Source organism: Kitasatospora sp. NPDC048545 (assembly GCF_040651155.1).
Classification (GTDB): domain Bacteria; phylum Actinomycetota; class Actinomycetes; order Streptomycetales; family Streptomycetaceae; genus Kitasatospora.
In genome coordinates, this window is sequence record NZ_JBEZIQ010000031.1 from 71,532 (window position 1) to 93,030 (window position 21,499).

Annotated in this window: 15 protein-coding genes and 1 pseudogene; 12 read left to right on the forward strand and 4 right to left on the reverse strand. The window is 74.7% G+C overall.

Features of this window, described 5'->3' with window-relative positions; genetic code table 11:
• The first annotated feature begins 109 nt into the window (after positions 1 to 109).
• From AB0D10_RS27060 to AB0D10_RS27100, 9 genes and pseudogenes are all read left to right on the forward strand, one after another.
• The gene (locus AB0D10_RS27060) at positions 110 to 304 is read left to right on the forward strand and encodes an MbtH family NRPS accessory protein (RefSeq protein ID WP_360261177.1); all 195 of its coding nucleotides are present in this window, start codon (positions 110 to 112) and stop codon (positions 302 to 304) included.
• A gap of 36 nt (positions 305 to 340) precedes the next feature.
• Complete coding sequence (locus AB0D10_RS27065; protein WP_360261179.1) at positions 341 to 7,642, forward strand: amino acid adenylation domain-containing protein; 7,302 nt, start codon at positions 341 to 343, stop codon at positions 7,640 to 7,642.
• Positions 7,635 to 8,405, forward strand: a complete 771-nt coding sequence (locus AB0D10_RS27070) for a CatB-related O-acetyltransferase (RefSeq protein ID WP_360261182.1) — start codon at positions 7,635 to 7,637, stop codon at positions 8,403 to 8,405. The genes AB0D10_RS27065 and AB0D10_RS27070 overlap by 8 nt, the downstream gene beginning before the upstream one ends.
• On the forward strand, positions 8,402 to 9,631 hold the full coding sequence (locus AB0D10_RS27075) for a cytochrome P450 (RefSeq protein WP_360261184.1): 1,230 nt from the start codon (positions 8,402 to 8,404) through the stop codon (positions 9,629 to 9,631). The genes AB0D10_RS27070 and AB0D10_RS27075 overlap by 4 nt, the downstream gene beginning before the upstream one ends.
• Positions 9,628 to 10,887, forward strand: coding sequence for an MFS transporter (locus tag AB0D10_RS27080; protein ID WP_360261187.1), 1,260 nt, complete (start codon positions 9,628 to 9,630; stop codon positions 10,885 to 10,887). The genes AB0D10_RS27075 and AB0D10_RS27080 overlap by 4 nt, the downstream gene beginning before the upstream one ends.
• A gap of 524 nt (positions 10,888 to 11,411) precedes the next feature.
• Positions 11,412 to 12,625 (forward strand): annotated as a pseudogene (locus AB0D10_RS27085) (saccharopine dehydrogenase NADP-binding domain-containing protein).
• A 383-nt stretch (positions 12,626 to 13,008) separates the two neighbouring features.
• Positions 13,009 to 13,347 carry a hypothetical protein gene (locus AB0D10_RS27090; protein WP_360261190.1) on the forward strand — a complete coding sequence of 113 codons (339 nt, stop codon included), beginning with the start codon at positions 13,009 to 13,011 and terminating at the stop codon, positions 13,345 to 13,347.
• Positions 13,334 to 13,654, forward strand: a complete 321-nt coding sequence (locus AB0D10_RS27095; protein WP_360261192.1) for a three-helix bundle dimerization domain-containing protein — start codon at positions 13,334 to 13,336, stop codon at positions 13,652 to 13,654. Before AB0D10_RS27090 ends, AB0D10_RS27095 begins: the two co-directional genes overlap by 14 nt.
• 192 nt (positions 13,655 to 13,846) lie before the next feature.
• Complete coding sequence (locus tag AB0D10_RS27100; RefSeq protein ID WP_360261195.1) at positions 13,847 to 14,821, forward strand: alpha/beta hydrolase; 975 nt, start codon at positions 13,847 to 13,849, stop codon at positions 14,819 to 14,821.
• A gap of 135 nt (positions 14,822 to 14,956) precedes the next feature.
• Here AB0D10_RS27100 and AB0D10_RS27105 read toward each other — a convergent pair whose 3' ends face one another.
• From AB0D10_RS27105 to AB0D10_RS27120, 4 genes are all read right to left on the reverse strand, one after another.
• The gene (locus AB0D10_RS27105) at positions 14,957 to 15,202 is read right to left on the reverse strand and encodes a hypothetical protein (protein WP_360261197.1); all 246 of its coding nucleotides are present in this window, start codon (positions 15,200 to 15,202) and stop codon (positions 14,957 to 14,959) included.
• Positions 15,203 to 15,262: 60 nt separating this feature from the next.
• The gene (locus AB0D10_RS27110) at positions 15,263 to 15,817 is read right to left on the reverse strand and encodes a MarR family winged helix-turn-helix transcriptional regulator (protein WP_360261199.1); all 555 of its coding nucleotides are present in this window, start codon (positions 15,815 to 15,817) and stop codon (positions 15,263 to 15,265) included.
• Positions 15,814 to 16,191, reverse strand: a complete 378-nt coding sequence (locus AB0D10_RS27115) for a BlaI/MecI/CopY family transcriptional regulator (RefSeq protein ID WP_360261201.1) — start codon at positions 16,189 to 16,191, stop codon at positions 15,814 to 15,816. The genes AB0D10_RS27110 and AB0D10_RS27115 overlap by 4 nt, the downstream gene beginning before the upstream one ends.
• Positions 16,192 to 16,549: 358 nt before the next feature.
• Positions 16,550 to 17,215: a TMEM175 family protein gene (locus tag AB0D10_RS27120; protein ID WP_360261203.1), complete on the reverse strand. Its 666-nt coding sequence runs from the start codon at positions 17,213 to 17,215 to the stop codon at positions 16,550 to 16,552.
• 443 nt (positions 17,216 to 17,658) lie between these two features.
• Here AB0D10_RS27120 and AB0D10_RS27125 point away from each other — a divergent pair, with 443 nt between their 5' ends.
• From AB0D10_RS27125 to AB0D10_RS27135, 3 genes are read left to right on the forward strand one after another with little or no spacing between them, the layout of a single operon-like run.
• Positions 17,659 to 18,921, forward strand: a complete 1,263-nt coding sequence (locus tag AB0D10_RS27125) for a phenylacetate--CoA ligase family protein (RefSeq protein WP_360261205.1) — start codon at positions 17,659 to 17,661, stop codon at positions 18,919 to 18,921.
• Positions 18,918 to 20,348: an MFS transporter gene (locus AB0D10_RS27130; RefSeq protein WP_360261207.1), complete on the forward strand. Its 1,431-nt coding sequence runs from the start codon at positions 18,918 to 18,920 to the stop codon at positions 20,346 to 20,348. Before AB0D10_RS27125 ends, AB0D10_RS27130 begins: the two co-directional genes overlap by 4 nt.
• Positions 20,345 to 21,496 carry a GNAT family N-acetyltransferase gene (locus tag AB0D10_RS27135; RefSeq protein WP_360261209.1) on the forward strand — a complete coding sequence of 384 codons (1,152 nt, stop codon included), beginning with the start codon at positions 20,345 to 20,347 and terminating at the stop codon, positions 21,494 to 21,496. The genes AB0D10_RS27130 and AB0D10_RS27135 overlap by 4 nt, the downstream gene beginning before the upstream one ends.
• Positions 21,497 to 21,499: the final 3 nt, after the last annotated feature.

Here is a 21,499-nt window from a genome sequence, read left to right on the forward strand (position 1 = left end):
CGAAAACCCGCGGAGGCCCGCAGGACGCACAGAACCCGTAGGACCCGCAGGACCCGCAGGACCCCCGCACCACCCCGTCATCCCATCCCGTTTCGCTGTGGAGGTTGCCATGTCCGACGACGAACTCGACCTGGACTACAAGGTCGTGGTGAACGACGAGGAGCAGTACTCGATCTGGCCCCAGGAGCGGGAGAACCCGCCCGGCTGGCTGGACGCCGGGGCCCGCGGCAAGAAGGCGGACTGCCTGGAGTGGATCGAGCGCAACTGGACCGATATGCGGCCCAAGAGCCTGCGCAGCGCCTAGTCACCATCGTTCGGGACGGAGTTGGAGGTACATCTGATGTCACACGGTCTGGACGCCCGGGAAGACGGGTCGGCTCCCGTCCCGGCACCCCGCTCGCCGCACACACCCGCCGCGGCGGGTGCCGGCCGGCTGCCGCTGTCCCTGGCACAGCAGCGGCTGTGGTTCCTTTCCAGGCTCGGGGAGTTCCGGGCCGGGTACAACATGCCCCGGGTGGTCCGGATCTCCGGCCCCCTGGACCGGACGGCGCTCACCGCGGCGCTCGGCGACGTCGTCCGCCGCCACGCGGCGCTGCGGACGGTGTTCCCGGAGGTCGCCGGCGAGCCGTGGCAGGAGGTCGTGGCGCCCGGCGACGTCGCCGGGCGGTTCACGGTGGAGTCCGCCGAGTGCGCCGCCGGCGAGGTGCCGGGGCTGGTCGACCTGGCCTGCCGCCACGAGTTCGACCTGACCTCCGAACTCCCGGTGCTGGCCAGGCTGTTCGCGACCGGCCCGACGGAGCACGTGCTGGTCCTGGTGGTCCACCACATCGCCGCGGACGGCTGGTCCCTCGGCCTCGTGGAGCGCGACCTCGGCACGGCCTACGCCGCGCGTCTGGCCGGCGCCGGGCCGGTCTGGCCCGCGCTGCCCCTGGAGTACCCGGAGCACGCGGTGCGCCAGCGCGCGGCGCTCGGCTCCGAGGACGACCCACAGAGCCTTCTGTCCCAGCAACTCGATTACTGGCGGGAGGAGTTGCGCGGCTCCCCGCAGGAGCTGCCGCTCCCCCGGGACCGGCCGCGGCCGCCGACGGCCGGCCCCTCGCCGGCCGGGACGGTGCGCTTCGAGGTCGACGCCGACACCCACCGGGCGCTGGCGCGGCTGGCCCGCGAGCACCGGGTCACACCGTTCGTGGCACTGCAGACGGCGTTCGTGGCGCTGCTGAACCGGCTGGGGGCGGGCACCGACATCCCGATCGGCGCGCCGGTGGACGGCCGTACCGACGAGGACCTGCAGGAACTCGTCGGGTTCTTCGTCAACACCCTGGTGTTCCGGGTCGACTGCTCGGGCGACCCGAGCTTCGGCGAGCTCCTGAAGCGGGTGCGGCGCACGGCCCTGACGGCCTTCGCCCACCAGGACGTCCCCTTCGACCGGGTGGTCGAGGCCGTCAACCCCGTCCGCACGGCGACCGGCAACCCCCTCTTCCAGGTGAGCTTCTCGCTGGAGGCGGACGGGGACGGCGGCCTGGTCCTGCCCGGCCTGACGGTCACCGAGGAGCCGTTCGGCGCCGGAGCGGCCAAGTTCGACCTCAGCCTCGGCCTCACCGAACACCGTGAGGACGGACAGCCGGCCGGCCTGAGCGGCGTGCTGGAGTACGCCGAGGACCTGTTCGACCGGGCCACGGTCGAGGCCCTGGCCCGCCGCTGGCAGCTGCTGCTCGCCGGGGCGCTGGCCGAGCCGGCGCGGCCGGTCGGCGAACTCCCGGTGATGGACGCGGCCGAGCGGCAGTGGCTGCTCGACCTGGGCAACGGGCCCGAGGGCGTGCTGCCCGAGGTGCGGCCGTCGGCGGTCGAGCGCTTCGCGGCGCAGGTCGCGGCGGCCGGCGACCGCACCGCCGTCAGCGACGGCACCGGCACCCGGCTGACCTACCGGCAGCTCGACGAGCGCGCCGGCCGGATCGCGGCACTGCTGGCCGAGGCCGGCGTCCGGCGCGGCGACCGCGTCGGGCTCTGCCTCGGCCGCTCCGTCGACATGGTCGCCGCCGTGCTCGGCGTGCTGCGGCTCGGCGCCGCCTACGTCCCCGTCGACCCCGACTATCCGCCGGCCCGCCTGGAGTTCGTCCTCGGCGACGCCCGGGTCCCGATCGTCCTGACCGACCCCGGGGCCCGCGACCGCGTCCCGGACGGGCCGTGGCGCACCCTCGACGTCACCCGGACGACCGACGCCGCCGCTCCGGCGCCGGTGCTGCCCGGGCCCGCCGAACTCGCCTACGTCATCTACACCTCGGGCTCCACCGGCCGGCCGAAGGGCGTCGAGGTCACCCACGGCAACCTCGCCGTGCTCCTGGCCTCCACGCAGCTCCTCTCGGACGCGTCGGACACCGACGTGTGGACGCTGTTCCACTCGCTCGCCTTCGACTTCTCGGTCTGGGAGATCTGGGGCCCGCTGGCCTTCGGCGGCCACCTGGTCGTCGTCCCCCGCGAGGCGGGGATGGACCCGGACGCGCTGCACGCGCTGCTGGCCCGTGAAGGGGTCACCGTCCTGAGCCAGACGCCGTCCGCCTTCCGGCAGTTCGTGGCCCGGGAGGAACGGCACCCGCTGGACGCGCTGCGGCTGCGGATGGTCGTGCTCGGCGGCGAGGCGCTCGACCTCGCGACCGTCGGCAAGTGGCAGCGCCGGTACCCCGCGGACACCACCCGGCTGGTGAACGCCTACGGCGCCACCGAGAACACGGTGCTCACGACCTGGCGGGTGATGGCCCCCGCAGGAACCGGGACCGCCACCGGGACCGCGGCCGCGACCACGGCCGGGGGCAACGTCTCCCCCATCGACGGGACCATCCCGGGCTGGCGGCTGGTCGTCCTGGACGCCCGCGGCGAGCCGTCGCCCACCGGGGTCGTCGGCGAGATCCACGTCGGCGGTCCCGGCGTGGCCCGCGGCTACCTCGCCCGCCCCGCACTGACCGCCGAGCGCTACCTCCCGGACCCGTTCGGCGCCGAACCCGGCGGCCGGCTCTACCGCACCGGCGACCTCGGCCGCTGGAACGCCGCCGGTGAACTCGAGTACTGCGGCCGCACCGACGACCAGGTCAAGATCCGCGGCTTCCGGATCGAACTCGGCGAGGTCGAGGCCGCGATCGCCCGGCACCCGTCCGTCCAGGGCGTCACCGTGGTCGTCCACGAGTCCGCCCCCGGCGACCTCCGGCTCGTCGCCTACGCGGCGTGCCCCGACGGCGCGGCCACCCACGACCTGCGCGACTTCGCCGCCCGCCACCTGCCCGCCCACATGGTCCCCGCCGCCGTCGTCGTCCTGGACGCCCTCCCGCTGACCCGCAACGGCAAGGTCGACCGCGCCGCCCTGCCCGCGCCGGAACTCTCGGCCCGCTCCGCCGGCCGGGAGCCCGCGAACGCCACCGAGGCCGCCCTGTGCGCCCTGTTCGCCGAGGTCCTGGAGGTCGACCGGGTCGGCGTCGAGGACGCCTTCTTCGAACTCGGCGGGCACTCGCTGCTGGTCATCCGGCTGGTCGACCGGATCCGCTCCGCCCTCGGCGTGGAACTGTCCATCCGGGCCGTGTTCGAGGCCGCGACCCCGGCCGGCCTGGCCGCGCTCGTCGACCTCGGGCAGCAGGCCCGCCCGGCCGTGCGCCCCACCGCCCGCCCGGACCGCCTGCCGCTGTCCTTCGCCCAGCGCCGCCTGTGGTTCCTCAACGAGCTCGACGGCGGGGCGGCCTACAACATCCCGTACGCGGCCCGCCTCTCCGGCGCCCTGGACGTCGGGGCGCTCACCGCCGCCCTGGCCGACGTCGTCGACCGGCACGAGTCGCTGCGCACCGTCCTGCCCACCGAGGACGGCCGGCCCTGGCAGCAGGTGCTGACCGGCCGGGACGCCCGGACGGAACTGACCGTCACCGACACCACGCCGGACGCGCTGGACGCCGAACTCGCCGAAGAGAGCCAGAAGGTCTTCCGGCTCACCACCGAACCCGCCCTGCGCGCCCGTCTCTTCCGCCTCGCCCCGGACCAGCACGTCCTCCTGCTGGTCGTCCACCACGTGGCCTGCGACGGCTGGTCCCTGGAACCGCTGCTCGACGACCTCGCCGAGGCCTACGCGGCGCGCCGCACCGGCGCGGCACCGGCCCGGCCGCCACTGCCCGTCCAGTACGCCGACTTCACGCTCTGGCAGCGGGACCTGCTCGGCTCCGAGGACGACCCGGCGAGCCGGCTCTCCCAGCAGACCGAGTACTGGCGCCGGGCGCTGGCCGGCATCCCCGACCAGCTCGCGCTGCCCTTCGACCGGCCGCGCTCGGGCACCGTCAGCCTGCGCGGCGGGGAGGTCGCGATCGAGGTCGGGCCGGCCCTGCACGCCGCCCTGACCGCCGTCGCGCGGGCCCACGACTGCACCGTGTTCATGGCGCTGCAGGCCGCGGTGGGCGTGGTACTGTCCCGCTCCGGCGCCGGGCCCGACATCCCGCTGGGCACGGCCACCTCCGGACGCGCCGACGCCGTGCTGGACGGCCTCGTCGGCTTCTTCGCCAGCACCCTGGTGCTGCGCACCGACCTCTCGGGCGACCCGACCTTCACCGAACTCCTCGGCCGGGTCCGGGAGACCGACCTCGGCGCCTACGCCCACCAGGACGTCCCGTTCGAGACCCTGGTCGAGGCGCTCAACCCGGCCCGGGTCCCCGGCGCCAACCCGCTGTTCCAGGTGAGCGTCTCCATGCTGAACAGCATCAGCGCGGAGCTCGCCCTCCCGGGGCTGGCGGTCGCCCCGCTCGACCTGAGCATGGGGATCTCCGCCTTCGACCTGTCCTTCGTGTTCGGCGAACGCCCGGGCGCCGACGACGCGGCCGGACCTGCCACCGGCCTGGTCGCCGCGATCGGGTACGACGCCGACCTGTTCGACCACGCCACCGTCGAGGGCATCGCCGACCGGCTGGTGCTGGTGCTGGAGGCGATGGCCGCCGACCCGGGCCGCCGGGTCGGCGAGGTGGAGCTGCTGAGCGCCCGGGAGCGGCAGCGGGTCCTGCGGGACTGGAACGACACCGCCACCGAGGTGCCGGCGGACACGGTGCCCGAGCTGTTCGCCGCCCGCGCCGCACACACCCCCGCCGCCCCGGCGGTGCGGTACCTGGACACCGAGCTGACGTACGCCGAACTCGACGCCCGCGCCAACCGGCTGGCGCACGAGCTGATCGCCCGCGGCATCGGGCCGGGCCGGCTGGTCGCCCTCGCCCTGCCGCGCTCGGAGCAGGTCGTGGTGGCCCTGCTCGCGGTCCTGAAGGCCGGGGCGGCCTACCTCCCGGTCGACCCGTCCTACCCCGCCGACCGCGTCGCGTTCATGCTCGACGACGCGGCCCCAGCCTGTGTGCTCAGCACCGGGGAGGTCGCCGCCGCCCTGCCCGGCGGCCCCGGCCTCCCGGTCCTGGCGCTGGACGACGAGGCCGTGCGGCACTCGGTCGCGGACCGGCCGGCCACCGCGCCCGCCGACGCGGACCGCACCGCACCGCTGCTCCCCGCCCACCCGGCGTACGTCATCTACACCTCGGGGTCGACCGGCCGGCCGAAGGGCGTGGTGGTCTCCCACCGCGGCATCCCCAGCATGGTGAGCGCCCAGGCGGCGACGCTCGGCGTCGACGGCGACAGCCGGGTGCTGCAGTTCGCCTCGATGAGCTTCGACGCGTCCGTCTGGGACACCTGGATGGCGCTGCTGACCGGCGGGTGCCTGGTCGTCGTCCCGGAGTCCGACCGGGTCCCCGGCCCGGCCCTGGCCGACTTCCTGCGCGTCCACGGCATCACCCACGCCACCCTGCCGCCCGCCGTGGTCCTCGCCACCGAGTTCGACGAGGACGTCGCCGGGGTCACGCTGATCACCGCCGGCGAGGCCTGCACGCCCGCCGTCCTCGACGCGGCCCGCCACTTCGCGAAGGTGGTCAACGCCTACGGCCCCACCGAGTCCACGGTGTGCGCGACCGTGCGCACCGTCGACGGGGTGCCGCAGGCCGTCCCGATCGGCCGGCCGGTGGCGAACACCCGGGTGTACGTGCTGGACGCGCGGCAGCGCCCCGTCCCGCCCGGCGTGCCCGGGGAGCTGTACCTCGCGGGCGCCGGACTGGCCACCGGCTACCTGAACCGGCCCGCGCTGACCGCCGAGCGCTTCCTGCCCGACCCCTTCGGCACGCTCGGTGGCGGGAGGCTGTACCGCACCGGCGACCTGGTGCGCTGGACCGCGGACGGCGAGCTGGTCTTCCTCGGCCGGACGGACGAGCAGATCAAGATCAGGGGCTTCCGCGTCGAGCCCGGCGAGGTCGAGGCGGTGCTCACCGGCCACCCGGAGGTCGCCCACGCCGCGGTGATCGCCCGCGAGGACCGCCCGGGGGACGTCCGGCTGGTGGCCTACGCCGTCCTGGCGGACGGTCAGGACCCGCAGGACCCACAGGACCCGCAGGACCGGGACCGCGCCGCCGCACTGCGGCGGTACGCGGCCGAGCACCTGCCGGAGTACCTGGTCCCCGGCGACGTGGTGGTCCTCGACCGGCTGCCGCTGACGCCGAGCGGGAAACTGGACCGCAAGGCCCTGCCCGCCCCCTCGGCCGACGGCCCCGCGGCGAACAGCCCCGCCGGGGCCGGCCCGGCCGGCGGCGACGCACCGGACGACCCGCGGGTGGCCGTCCTGGTCCGGCTGTTCGCGCAGGAGCTCGGGCTGGAGCGGGTCGGCCCGGACGACTCGTTCTTCGAACTGGGCGGTCACTCGCTGCTGGCGACCCGCCTGACCGGCCGGATCCGCGCCCTGCTCGGCGCCGAGATCGGCATCGCGACGCTGTTCGAATCGCCCACCGCCGCGGGCCTCGCGGCCCGACTGGACGAGGCCCCGACCGACCCGTACGCCAACGTCATCGAGCTGCGGCGCGGCGCGGCGAGCAGCCGTCCGGTCTTCTGCATCCACCCCATCGGCGGCCTCAGCTGGTGCTACAGCTCCGTCCTGCCGCACCTGGAGCGGGACCAGCCGGTCTACGGCATCCAGGTGACGGAGAGCCACGGCCGCTTCAAGGCGGTGGAGTCGCTCGACGCGCTGGCCCGGCGCTACGCGGACCTGATCACCGCGACCCACCCGGACGGCCCGTACGTCGTCATGGGCTGGTCGCTGGGCGGGGTGCTGTCCTACGAGGTCGCCCGCCTGCTGGAGGCCTCCGGCCGGACGGTCGAGCTGGTCGTCCTCTACGACGCCTGGCCGTACGAGCGGCCGGTGACACCGGAGGAGCTGGACGGCGACTTCGCCGCCTGGGTGACCGGCGAGGTCATCGCGGGCCCGTCCGCCGACGAAGCCCTCGATGCCCGCCAGAGCCGGGCCCTGGTCCGCGCGGCCAAGGGCGTCGCCGCCCTCCTCGGGCCGCCGCACCCGGACGGCTACCACGGGCGGGTCCTGAGCATCGCCGCCGCCAAGACCGTCGCCGAGCGGGGCTCCGCGGCGCAGGCCTGGCAGCCGTACCTCACCGCGGCGGAGCACCACGTGGTGGACTCCGACCACGACGCGATGATGACGCCAGTCGTGATGGAGCAGTCGGGGCCGCTGGTGACGGCCGCCCTGACCGCCCTGCCCGCCCTGCCGGGCACCCCGGCGCCGTCGGGAACGGAGGCCGACCGTGGCTGACCACCGCGGCCCCGCCCCCGCTCCCGCCCAAGCCCCCGAGCAGGACGTCGACCGGGACGTCGACCCCGACCTCGACATCCCGGACCCCCGCGATCCGCGCCCGCTCGGCGACGACCGCCTGGTCTTCATCCGCCCGGTCCTCGAACCGGGCGGGAAGGTCGTCGCCGGGAACTTCTCCTACTACGACGCCTCCGAGGACACCGCCGGCTTCGAGGAGACCCGGGTCCGCTACGCGTTCGGCAGCGAACGGCTGTTCATCGGCCGCTACTGCTCCATCGCCGCGGGCGTGACCTTCGTGATGGCCGGCGCGAACCACGTCTTCGAGGGTCCGACGGGCTACCCCTTCTTCAGCTTCGAGGGCGACTGGCGCGACGGCCTGATCGACGACCTGATCGCCCGGGGGCCCGGCCGCAAGGGCGACACCCGGATCGGCAACGACGTCTGGATCGGCCGCGGCGCCACGATCATGCCCGGGGTGACCGTCGGCGACGGCGCCATCATCGGCGCCGGCGCGCTGGTCGCCTCCGACGTGGAGCCGTACCGGATCGTGGGCGGCAACCCGGCCAGGGTGATCCGCGCCCGCTACGGCCCCGAGGACGTCGAACGGCTGCTCACCGCCCGCTGGTGGGACTGGCCGGTGGCGGCCGTCTCCCGGCACCTCCCGGAGCTGGTCCTCGGCCGGCCCGAACAGATCCTGTCCATCGCCCGGGCCGAGCGGCTGCTCGGCCCGGAGCCGGCCACCACCCAGGGAAGCGCGTCATGACGAACCCGACCGGAAGCCTCGCCGCCCCGCCGGCGGTCGACCTCGCGGACCCGGCCCTGTACGGGGCCGGCGACCCGGAGTCGGTGTGGGCCGCGCTCCGCCGCGACCACCCCGTCCACTGGAACGACTCCCCGACGGGCGGCGGCTTCTGGGCCGTCACCCGGCACGCCGACGTCCAGCGGGTGCTCAAGGACACCGCGACCTTCACCTCCGCGCAGGGCATGCGGATCGGCCACAACCCGACCGCCACCGCCGAGGCCGCCGGGAAGATGCTCATCGTCACCGACGCGCCCCGGCACGGCAGGATCCGACGGGTCATCAGCTCCGCGTTCACCCCCCGCACCGTCGCCCGCCTGGAACAGAACATGCGGACGATCGTGCGCGAGGAACTGGAGCCGCTGCTCGCCGGTGAACCCCGCGAGTTCACCGACTTCGCCGCCGTCCTGCCGGTAGCGGTGATCTGCGACCTGCTGGGCGTGCCGAAGAGCGACTGGGCGTTCATGCTGAGCTCCACCCGGGCCGCCTTCGGGGCCTCCGAGGTCGACCCGATCGCCCGGCTCGAAGCGCACGCCGGCATGCTCGCCTACTACGCCGACCTCGTCGACTTCCGCCGGGACGAACCGGGCGACGACGTCATCAGCGCCCTGGTGAACGGCCTCGTCGACGGCGTGCCGCTCACCGACGAGGAGATCTTCCTCAACTGCGACGGCCTCATCTCGGGCGGCAACGAGACCACCCGGCACGCCACCGTCGGCGGACTCCTCGCCTTCGCCGCCGACCCCGGACAGTGGCGGACCGCCGCCGCCGACCCCGAGGGGATGGACGGCGTCGTCGACGAGATCCTGCGCTTCACCAGCCCGGCGATGCACGTGCTGCGCACGGCCGCCCGGGACACCGAGATCGCCGGGCGGCCGATCCGGGCCGGCGACCCGGTGGCGGTGTGGATGCCGTCGGCGAACCGGGACGAGACGGTCTTCGACGCGCCCGAGCGCTTCGACGTCCGGCGCACGCCCAACCCGCACGTCGCCTTCGGCGTGGGCCCGCACTTCTGCCTGGGCGGCGCCCTCGCCCGGACCGAACTCCGCGTCCTGTTCACCGAACTGCTCGCCCGGGCCGAAGGCGCCGAACCGGCCGGCCCGGCCCGCCGACTGCACTCCAACCTGATCTGGGGCTACGAGTCCGCGCCGGTCCTGCTGCACCCGCGCGACGGGCGGGAGCGGCGGTGAAGCCGCTCGCGGACCCCCGGTTCCGCCGCCTGCTCATCGGCCAGGCGCTCTCCGGCTTCGGCAGCAGCGCCCTGTTCCTCACCCTGGGCATCTGGGCCAAGGACCTCACCGGCAGCAACGCCGCCGCCGGCGGGGTCGAGGCGGCCCTCGGCGCACCCATGGTGCTGTCACCGCTCTTCGGCCACCTCGCCGACCGGGTGCGGCGGCGCCCGCTGCTCATGGTCACCAACGCCCTCATGGCGCTGGCCGTGCTGTCCCTGCTCGCGGTGCACGGCCGCGAACAGCTGTGGCTGATCTACCTGGTGGCGGTCTGCTACGGCGTGGCCTTCGGCGTCCTCGGCGCCGCCTCGGCCGGAATCCGCCGTGACCTCCTCCCCGACGACCAGCTGACCGGCGCCAACGCCCTCCTCCAGACCGTCAGTCAGGGGCTGCGCATCGTCGCCCCGCTGGTCGGCGTGGCGGTCTACGCGGCCGCCGGCGCCGGAACGCTCGCCGTGCTCAACTCCCTGACCTTCCTGGCCGCGATCCTGGCGCTGGTCGGCCTGCGGGTCGAGGAGTCGGTCGGAGCGGAGCCCTCCCACGAGCCGTTCCGGCGCAGCGCCCTCGCCGGCATCCGGCACATCGGCACCACACCGGTGCTGGCCCAGATCGGCTACGCGGCGGCCTGCGCGTTCTGCGTCATCGGCCTGAGCCAGACCGTCATGTTCGCGGTCGTGGACGAGGGGCTGGGCCGGCCGCCCTCCGCGCTCGGCCCGCTCAACGCCGTCCAGGGCGTCGGCGCGGTGATCGGCGGACTCACGGTCTCCGCCCTGATCCGACGGGCCGGCATGGCGCGCACCGCCGGGCTCGGGATCGGCGCGTTCGCGGTCGCGGCGCTCACCTACTGCGTGCCGCACCTGGGGTTCGTGGTCGCCGGCGAGGTCGCGGACGGGATCGCCATCACCTGGATCATGGTGGTGCTGTCGTCCGCGGCGCAGCTGCACACGCCGCCCCGGCTCCAGGGCCGCGTCAACGCCATGTGCACGATGCTGGTGCTGGTCCCGCAGTCACTGTCGCTCGCCGCCGGCACGGTCCTCATCGACCGGTTCGACTACCGGACCCTGCTGGTCGTGATGGCGGTGGTCACCGCGTCCTGCGCCGCCGTCCTGCTGCTGAGGCCCGCCGTCGCACTCACCGAGCGGGCGTTCGTGACCTCCGCGCCCACCGGACCGGCGGACCGGGACGCCGCCGACTCCGGCCCTGCGGCCAGGCGTTGAGACCGCCGGCCGGTCCCGTCCCCGCAGTCGGAGCGGGAAGAACCGGGCGCCGAAGAAAACCTGACGGCTTGTCATGACTGAAACACTGTTCGACCGGGCATAACTCTCTCAGCCCGCCGAGGGTCCCGGCTGAAGCTCCCCCACGAGCCCAACCGGGACCAAGGCCGGCGACCGGGCCTGGACGTGACTCCCCCCACGGAGTGGCGCCCAGGCCCGCATGGTGTTCAACCAGCGACACGCAGCGTACTTGTCATATCGACGTAGCGCTACTGTGCCGTTCCCCTCCGTCCGTCGAACCACCCGGAACCGGCCGTTCCGCACACCCCGCGCCGCCGCCCGGAGTTGGGCACCTCCACCACGCCCGCCCCGGAGCAGCGGGGCGCCCGGCGCCCCCTCGACCACGTCGCGCACCAGGCACGACGCACCGCACACCGACCGCGCGGCGGGAGCCGCCGAACCCGTTGACAGTCCCCCGGCGGACTCCTAGCGTGGCGCAGTCGATCACCCGCACGTAGGGACTGCTGATGGCCGAGCCCCGCCCGTACGACCTCGTCCTGTTCGGTGCCACCGGGTTCACCGGCGGGCTCACCGCCGAGTACCTGGCCACGGCCGCGCCCGAGGACTGCCGCTGGGCGCTCGCCGGCCGGGACGAGGGCAGGCTCGCCACCGTCCGGGCGCGGCTGGCACGGATCGACCCGCGCTGCGCCGACCTCCCCCTGCTGGTCGCGGACGCCGCGGACGCAAAGGCGCTGCGCGCCGTCGCCGCGGACACCCGGGTGGTGATCTCCACCGTCGGCCCGTACCTGCGGCACGGCGAGCCGCTGGTGGCGGCCTGCGCCGACAGCGGCACCGACTACGTCGACCTCACCGGCGAGCCGGAGTTCGTCGACCGGATGTACCTCCGGCACCACGAACGGGCGGTGGCCACCGGCGCGCGGCTGGTGCACGCCTGCGGCTTCGACTCGGTGCCGCACGACCTCGGCGTGCTGTTCACCGTCGAGGAACTGCTGCGCCGCGGCGGCCCGGCGGGCCGGATCTCCGTCGAGGGCTTCGTCCGCGCCGGCGGCACCATCTCCGGCGGCACCTTCGCCTCGGCGATGACGGCCTTCTCCCGACCCCGGGCGATGGCCCGCGCCGCCCGGGAGCGCCGCGCGGTGGAACCCCGGCCGGAGGGACGGCTGGTCCGCACCCCGGCCGGCCGGCCGCACCGGTCCCGGGTCGCCCGGGCCTGGGCCGTACCGATGCCCACCATCGACCCGCAGGTGGTGTCCCGCTCGGCCGCCGCACTGGACGCCTACGGCCGGGACTTCGGCTACGCGCACTACGCGGCGGTGCGCCGGCTGCCGATCGCCCTCGGCGGCATCGCCGCGGTCGCGGCGCTCGCCGTCGCCGCCCGACTGCCGGCGCTGCGCCGGCCCTGGGACGGCTGCGCAAGCCGGGCGACGGGCCGAACGCGGAGCAGCGGGCCCGGTCCTGGTTCGCCGTCCGGTTCGTGGCACGGGAACGCGGCGGACGCACGGTCCTCACCGAGGTGTCCGGCGGCGACCCCGGCTACCAGGAGACCGCGAAGATGCTGGCCGAGTCGGCGCTCTGCCTGGCGTACGACGAACTGCCGCCCACCGCGGGGCAGCTGACCACGGCGGTGGCGATGGGCCGGCCGCTGATCGACCGGCTGATCGCGGCCGGCATCTCCTTCCGGGTCCTGGACACCCCGCCGACCGCCGCCCCCGGCCGGTAACGCCCCCGACACGGGGCACCGCGGGCCGCCGCCGACGGTCACGCCGGGTGCGGAGACAGGGGCGGCCTGCCGCACGATCCGCGGGCGAGCGGTGCTGCCGCTCGCCCGTGCCCGGCCAGGCTGCGAGGACGTCGCCGAGTGGCTCAAGGCCCCGTGGGCTTCATGCGCACAAGCCATCCGGCAGTCCGGACCACCCCGGGGCATGTCATGTACAGGCCGCCAGTCGCTTGTTCTCGGTCGAGAATCGGGCGAGGGCACGCGCAGGACCCGGTACCGGCAGGCGGTCCGGTCCGGACAGCCGGAGAATGCTGAATGCGGGGGCCGACCGTCGGGCGGACCGGCGGGTCGGCCCGAGGCCGGCGGATGCGAAGGGGCGTGGGCCGGTGCAACCGGTTGCAGTCGAGGACTGGGCGACCGTCTGGGCCCGGCGGGCCAGGGAGCTTCCGAACGGGCGGATCGCGGCCGGGCTCCTGGTCGATCTCGTCGCCGACCCGCGGCAGCACCTCGCCCGGACGGCGACGTTTCCGGTGACGGCCGCGGCCGTGGCCCTGCGCGTCGAACCGAGCCTCCTGCGGGAGGCCCTCCGAGACCTGGCCGACGCGGGCCTGCTCACCCTGGCCTGCCACGAGGCCGCAGGGCCCGGGAGCGAGGTCGCCGTGGTGACCCTCACCGCGCCGGCTTCCCGGCGCAAACCGATAGGCCCGCGCCATGCCCACCGGTGACCCGGAATACGGGCCACCCGGACGGCCGCGGCCGCCCGACGACGCACCCAGCCACCCCCAACCGGGCGGGGCGACCGCGACCTGGGTGTCGCCCGAGGACGAGGAGGCGATGAGGCTGGTCGCCGCCCGGCTCAAGTCCGCCCACCCCGAGGCCGACCCGGCCACCGTGGACGCTCTCGTCGTGGGTGCCTACGACGAACTGCGCGACGCCAAGGTGCGGACGTTCGTCCCGATCCTGACGGAGCGCCGCGCCAGGGCCCTGCTCGCACCGCCACCATCGGACACCCGACCCGTCCCGGAGAGCTGACCGCCTGCGCACCGCAGGGAGTCCGCGCGGGAAGTCGGCAGGCGACGACCTCCTCCACCTATTTGCCGAAACAGCAACAAGAGTGGAGGCACCCGCGGCACGCGCGACAGGATCGATCCGGAGTCCCGATCGCGCCACCGGCCGGCACCGGCCGCGGCCCGCGCACAGCAAGTCAGCAGCCCTGGAGGGTTCATGTCGCAGCACGATCTCACGCACCGGTTGGTCCCCACGGCGGCGGGCCGGATCCACCTGGTGGAGCAGGGCACCGGGCCGCTGGTGCTCCTCGTCCACGGCTTCCCCGAGTCCTCGTACTCCTGGCGCCACCAGCTTCCGGCGTTGGCTGCCGCCGGGTACCGGGCCGTGGCGATCGACGTACGGGGCTACGGCCGCTCGTCCAGGCCCGAGGACGTGGACGCGTACCGGATGCTGGAACTGGTGGCGGACAACGCCGCAGTGGTACACGCCCTCGGCGAGCAGTCGGCGGTGATCGTCGGGCACGACTGGGGAGCGACGATCGCCGCGAACTCCGCGCTGGTGCGTCCGGACGTCTTCCGGGCCGTGGGGCTGCTCAGCGTGCCGTACGCCCCGCGCGGCGGGCCGCGCCCCAGCGAGGTCTTCGCACAGCTGGGCGGGGACCAGGAGTTCTACGTTTCCTATTTCCAGGAGCCCGGGCGGGCCGAGGCCGAGATCGAGCCCGATGTGCGCGGCTGGCTCGCGGGCTTCTACGCGGCGCTGTCCGCCGACACCATGCCCGCGCCCCACGAGGCGGACCCGCACTTCGTGACCAAGGGCGGGACGCTGCGCGACCGGTTTCCGACCGGCCGGCTGCCCCAGTGGCTCGGCAAGGACGATCTCGACGTCTACGCCGGGGAGTTCGAGCGGACCGGCCTGAGCGGCGCACTCAACCGCTACCGGAACATGGACCGGGACTGGGTGGACCTCGCCGACTTCGACGGCGCCCCGATCACCCAGCCGTCCTTCTTCGCCGGCGGCACTCTGGACGCCTCCACCGTGTGGATGTCCGACGCGATCGACGCGTTCCCCACCACCCTGCCCGGCCTGGTCTCCTCGCACCTGCTCGACGGTTGCGGCCACTGGATCCAGCAGGAGCGCCCCACCGAGGTCAACCGGCTGCTGACCGGCTGGCTCTCCTCGCTGCCCACCTGAATCCCCGGGGCAGCAGGGTCCCGGCCCATCAGGCAGCGGCCGAGTCGGGCACGGCGTCGAAGCCGTGCCCGGCCGGCTCCGTCCCGTCCGCGTGCAGGGACCCGGCGCGGGCCCTGGCGTCAGCCGCCGGGATCCTCAACGCCGCTGACGCCGGCACGACGCGGGTGTCGCCTTCGGCCGCTCCCCGGCGCCCTGCTCGGCGTGGAGGAGCCAGCAGGCGTGGATTCCGCCGACGAGGGTCAGGGCGCTGGAGAGTCCGAGGAGCGCGGACACGGCCCCGTCGGCGGGGAGGACGGCGATGCGGGTGGCGAGGTTGCCCTCACCGGTTCCCCAGGCGGCGATCAGCTCGTGCCGGTCGGGGTCGATGCTGTATCGGGTCACGGATCGCTTCATCCGGGTGTGTCGCAGTGCCGCACGCACTAGGGGTGTTCGGGTGGCCGGTCAGCGGGGCGCGGACGCACGGGTGCGGCGTCCTGACGGACGGCGTCCGCCGGCACCCACGGCCTCGTCCGCTCGCGCCGCCGCACCGACCGCGACCGCCGGGCCCGCCCCGTCCGCTCGCGCCACCGCACCGGCTGCGCGCTCCTCGGGGACCCATCTGCGGCGCCGACCGCCGGTCAGCACCCAGCCGGGACCTCGCCGCGGAGCCGTGTGGCGTTCGGTGCTGCGGGCGGCTGCCGCGCACACCCGTCTCAGCAGGGAGTTGAGCTCGGCGCGCTGGCCCCGCGTCAGCGCGGCGAGCAGGTCGTCCTGGACGGCGGACGCGTCGTCGTGCAGCACGTCCAGCGCGGCCTGTCCCGCCGGGGTGATCGTCAGCACTTCCTGCTGCCCGCCGATGTGGACGACCAGGGAGTGCACGAGTCCGGCCGACAGGAGGTCGTCCAGGGCCCGGGCGGCGTCGGCCTCGGGTGCGGCGGTGCGCGCGGTGAGGTCACCGCGTCCGTGGGGCCCCAGCCGGGCGAGCACGGACAGCAGCACCTGGTGGACCGGGCTCATCCCGCGTGCGTCGAGGCGGTCGGCCAGGAGCCGGTCGACGGCTCGTCGGCGGAGAGCGAGGAGACGAACCGCTTCAGCACGAGGTCCCGGTGCGGCTCCTTCTCCAGCTCCTGGCGCATCCGGCCCGCCGCCAGGCCGGCGGCGTCCGCCACCGGCGCGTAGGCGAAGGAACGCCCCGGCCGGGTGCGTGCCAGGGTTCCCTTCTCGTGCAGGCGGGCGAGGATCGTCGTCACCGTCGTACGGGCGAGGTCCTGGTGCAGCGCGCCCTTGACCTGCTGGGCCGTCAGCGGCTCACCGGCCGCCCACAGCACCGCCAGCACGTCCGCGACGAGCTCCCCGTGCGGGCGCCTGGCGTCCTGGCCGTCCCTCGACATCTCTCTCCCCGATCCGCTGCGGCCGACCCGCACACCCCCGGCTCCACCCGCGACCGGCATCCGCCGCCCGCCCGAGCCGGGCCCGGCGGGAAGCGGTGCGGCCCGTACGGCCCCCGGGTGCGCCCCGCCCAACTCTACGGGGACCCCCATCCCTCGCCGCAGCCCGCCCGTCGACCCGACGTCCGGCCATCGACCCGCAGCCCGCCCGATGTCCGGCCGCACGCACCGGTCCCGCGCCGGGCTGCGCCCGCGCGAAGGTCCGCTCCTCGGTTCCCCGCGGCTGGGCGCCCGGGGCGGTCACGCTCTCCTGCGGTTCCTCCCGGAGGGGTGTGACCGCGCTGCTCGCCGGCTCGCGAGGTCACGCCTTCGTGGCGCGGGCGGGGGCGAGTTGGTCGAAGCAGTAGTAGACGGCCAGGGCGGCGTGGGTGGCGAGCATGGCGATGGGGCTGACGTAGGCGAGGGCGATGGTGGCGGCGTAGCACAGTCCTCCGACGCCGAAGCGGCGCAGGGCTGCCCGGAGGGCCTGCGGCGGGACGGGGTGGTGGAGCATGCGGGCGTCGCGGGTGAAGGAGAGGAAGAGGAGGGAGAAGGCGATGCCCATCGCGAGCATGGTGGCCGCGTACAGGGCGGCGGCGGTGCTCGCGTCGTCGTGGCGGGCGGTGAGGTAGGCCGCGAGCATCCTGGTCGGGTAGGGGATGACGGAGACGGTCAGCAGGAGGAAGAGGTTGGCGAACAGGGTCCGGCGGTCGACCCGGCCGGCGAGCGCGCACATGGCGTGGTGGTTGATCCAGATGATGCCGATGACGAGGAAGCTCACCAAGTAGGCGAAGTAGGCGGGCCATTGGTGGACGAGCTCGGCGGCCAGCGACCGGCCGTGGAGGGTGTCGGGTTCGGGGACGTGGAGGTCCAGGACGAGCAGGGTGATCGCGATCGCGAAGACTCCGTCGCTGAAGGCCTCCAGGCGGGCGGTGCTGAATCCTTCCGGCTTCCGGGTTTCGGCGGTGTCGGGCGGCGTGTCGGTCATCCGGGCTCCAGGGTGGTGCGGGGGATTCAGGACGGTATCAACGGGGCGGGCCGGTGCGGGACAGGGACCGCCCGATCCCGACCCGTCTGCGGGGCGGGCCGCCCGCCGCACCGTTCGGGCGGAATCCTCCCCGATTGCCTTTAGTTGAATTCGAGACATTTCATGTGCGCTCGCCGAATTCGCCACTGAGACGCAGCTCACCATTTCATTCCGGACCTCCGGAAATCGCCGCTGATGAAGCCTCAGGTTGCCCGATCAGCACCTCAGCGGGAGGCCCAAGACTGGAATTCGAAGGTCCATCAAGGTGCTAGCCTCTCTTCCTGCGAGCCGGGGGGCAGCTTCTCCTGACTTCGCCTCAGTGTCGACCGAATGCTCTGTGCGTACCCGGAATCCGGGTACCGCCCGCTCGGTCCGTTCTCCTCACAGCCTCAGAGCAGGAATTCATGCCCGTTCAACCCATCGCGGAACTCATACGGTTCGCGCGCCGCAATTCACCCTTCTACGCGGAGCTGTACGCCGGCCTGCCGGACCGGACACTGCGGCTGACCGACCTCCCGGTCGTCCCGCAGGCCGAGTTCTGGCAGGCGAACACGCCTCGCGGCAACCGGCTGCTGACCGGGCCGCTGGAGGAGGCGGTGGTCTTCAAGAGCGGCGGCACCACCGGCTCGCCCAAGTTCTCGTTCTACAGCCGCGAGGAGTGGCGGGCGTTCACCACCTCCTTCGGCGCCGGGCTGGTCGACGCCGGGCTGCGCCCGGGGCACCGGGTCGCCGATCTCTTCTACGCGGGTGACCTGTACGCCAGTTACACCTTCATCCTCGACGCGCTGCACCACTCGCCGGTCGCCAACGTCCGGCTGCCGATCGGCGGGGCCGCGCCGCTGGAGTCCACCGCGCGGACCCTGGAGCAGTTCGAGGTCGAGGTGGTGGCCGGAACGCCGACGACGCTGTGCGGGCTGGCCGATCACCTGCTGGCCTCCGGTCGTGAACTCCCCTCCGTGGAGCTGCTGTTGTTCGGCGGCGAGGGCCTCTACCAGGACCAACAGCCGCTGCTCGGCAAGGTGTTCCCCAACGCCCGGGTCTCCTCGATCGGCTATGCCGCCGTCGACGCCGGGCTGCTCGGCCGGCCGGTGCCCGGACCGGACACCCGGGTGCACCGCGTGTTCGCCCCGGAGACGGTGGTCGAGATCCTCGACGAGCACACCGACGAGCCGATCACCCGTGCGGGGGTGCCGGGCCGGGTCGTGGTGACGGACCTGCGCCGACGGCTGATGCCCGTGCTGCGCTACCCCGTCGGGGACCGCGCCGAGTGGACGGACCCCGACGCCGGGCTGTTCCGCATCCTCGGCCGGGCCCAGGAGGGCGTCCGGGTCGGGCCGGTGTCGCTGTACACCGAGGACGTGCTCGACCTGGTCCGGGCCGCCGACCCGGCCGGCCGGACCACCGGCGTCCAGTTGGTCGTGCGCCGCTGGGACGGCCGGGACGGCCTGGTGCTGCGCCTGGCCTGCGACGGCGCCCCCGCCGGGCTGCCGGAGCTGGCGGCCGCCGTCCGGGACGGGATCCACGCGGCCCGGCCGCTGTACCCGGAGGCGGTCGCCGCCGGGTACGTCCACCCGCTGTCCGTCGACTGGGTGCGCCACCAGGAACTCGCCGTCAACACGCGCACGGGCAAGCTGATCCGCGTCCTCGACGAACGGCCGCACTCGTGACGGGCACCGGAACGGACACCGCGACGACCCCCGCCACCAGCGGGTTCCGGCTGCCGCTGGTCCTGCGCAACCGACGGTTCGGCGCTGTGTGGGCCGCCCAGGTCCTCACCCAGGCCGCCGGACGGATGTTCCAGGTGGGCGCGGTGTGGTGGCTGGTGGGGTACGCCGCCGGCCCGGACCGGGGCCTGGCCTCCGGCGCCTTCCTCGCCGTCGGCACCCTGCCCGCGGTGGCGCTGGCGCCACTGGTGGCCAGGGTCATCGCGCGCTGCCCGCACCGGACCGTGCTGGGCGTCTCGGCCGCCACCGCCGGCCTGATCGCCCTCGGCACGGCCGCCTGGACGTACACCACGGCGCTGCCGATGGCCGTCGCGTACGGCGCGGCGCTGCTGCTGGCCGGCTGCCAGGCGGTCTTCGACCCCTGTCTGACGACCTCCGTGCCCGAGCTGGTCGAGGACGCCGACATCGAGGCCGCGACCGGCTTCGAGCTCGGCACCCAGTCGCTGGCCGGGCTGGCCGGCGGCCTGTTGGGCCCGCTGGTGGTCGACGCCGCCGGTCTGGCGGGGATCGTCGCCGGGTGTGCCGGCGCCTACCTGCTGGCGGCCGCCCTGATCGGCGCGACCCGCTTCCCGGCCGACCCGGCAAACGCGGCCGCCCCGGCAAACCCGGCCGACCCGGCCGCGGACGGCGGTGAACCCGAGGCGGCACGGCCACTGCGCCGCATCCTGGCCGAACTTCCCTTCGTCCGGCGGGTGTTGCTCTGCTTCGCCGCGGCGAACCTGTTCACCACGGCGGTGTTCGTGGTGATGCCCCTGTTCACCCGGGCGGTGCTGCACGCCGACGGCTCGACCGTCGCCGCGCTGGAGGCGGCCCTCGGCGCCGGCACGCTGGTGGGCTCGTTCACCGGCGGCCGTCTCCCGGGCGCCCCGACCGTGGTCGGCGCCGGCTGTCTCGGCCTGCTGGCCGCCGCGCTCGCCCTGCCGGGCCTGCTCGGCAGCCAGGCCGCGGCCGTGGCGTCGATGGCGGTCGCGGGCTGGTGCGTGGGCGTGATCGGCGTACGGTTCGTGGCCCTGTTCCAGCGGCTGGTCCCGGCCGGGGACCGGGCCGGCTTCTTCGCCGTGATGCAGGCACTGCTGGGTGCCACCTTCCCGGTGTCCTCGCTGGTGTTCGGCCTGCTCGGCGACCACCTCTCGCCGCGCACGCTCTGCCTGGTCCAGGCGCTCGGCGTCCTCCCGGTCGCCGCCGCCCTGTGGTGGACCGGCCGACGCGAACCGGCGAACCCCGAACCCATGGCGGCCCCGCAGGGACACCCGTCCCCACCCGAACACCCGCAACGCCCGTCCGAGCAGCAACGCCCGTCCGAGCAGCGGCACCCGTCCGAGCAGCAGCACCCGGCCCCGGCCGCACACCCGAGCGGGGACGCACGATGACCCTGACGATCGCCCCCGCCGCCCCGCAGGACGTTGCCCAGCTGCGCCAGCTGTACTTCGACGTCTACGGCCACGGCTACCCGGTCGCGCTCGGCAGCGACCCCGCGGAGATGCGCCGTCTGATCGCCGACCCGCACACCCACTGGCTCACCGCACGGCACGAGGGCGCCGGCCACCTGGCCGGTTCGGTGGCCGTGCAGACCGACCCCGGCAGCCGGATCGGCAAGCTGGTGGGCCTGGCGGTCCACCCCGAGCAGCGCGGCGGCGGCCTGGCCGGGCGGCTGACCGCCGCGGTCTGCGCGGACGCCTTCGCGACCGGCGGACCGGACTCGATCTACGCGACCGTGCGGGTGGTCACCCCGGGCCCGCAGCAGGTCTTCGCCCGCAACGGCTTCCGCGCGCTCGGTCTGCTGCCGAACGCCGTCGAGGTGGCCGGCTGCGAGAGCCTGGCGCTGTTCGCCCGGCATGCCGACGGCGTCCTGGCCCGACGGGAGGGCGTCGACGCGGTGCCCGGTGCCCTGGTCCCGCTGCTGGAGGCGGCCCGACAGAGCACCGGCCTGTGCTACGGCGACCCGCGGCCGGTGGACGGCCCGCCCGCCCCCGCCGGGCGGCGTGCGCCGGTGACCGCGCCGATGGAGCTGATCACCGCGCCCGGGTTCGTCCGCCGCCGTTTCCTGGAGCTCTTCCCCGACCCGGCGCAGCGGTTCTTCCCGCTGCACGTCCCGAACGCCGTCCTCACGCCGCCGGACGGCACGTTCGAGGCGTACGCCGACCTGGACCCGGTCGCCGCGAGCTGTTCGCTGGTCGCGGTGCACCCGTCCCCGGCGGCCGTCGCCGGTGCGCTGGAGCCGCTGATGGCGGCCGTCACCCGGGCGGGCGCCGACTACGTGGAGACGCTGCTTCCGCTGGCCGACACCGCCGGGCTGCACGCCTTCCTGGCGGCCGGGTTCATCCCGAGCGCCGTCTACCCGGCGATGCGCCGGATCGGCGACCGGTTCCACGACTACGTCGTGCTGTCCCGCACCAGCCGTCAGATCGACTTCCGGACCACCGCCGTCGGCAGCCCGCTCCAGCCGTACCTGCCGGCCTACCTGACCGCCTGGACCTCGACCTACCTGCCCCTTCCCCCGGCCGAGGCCGCCCGATGACCG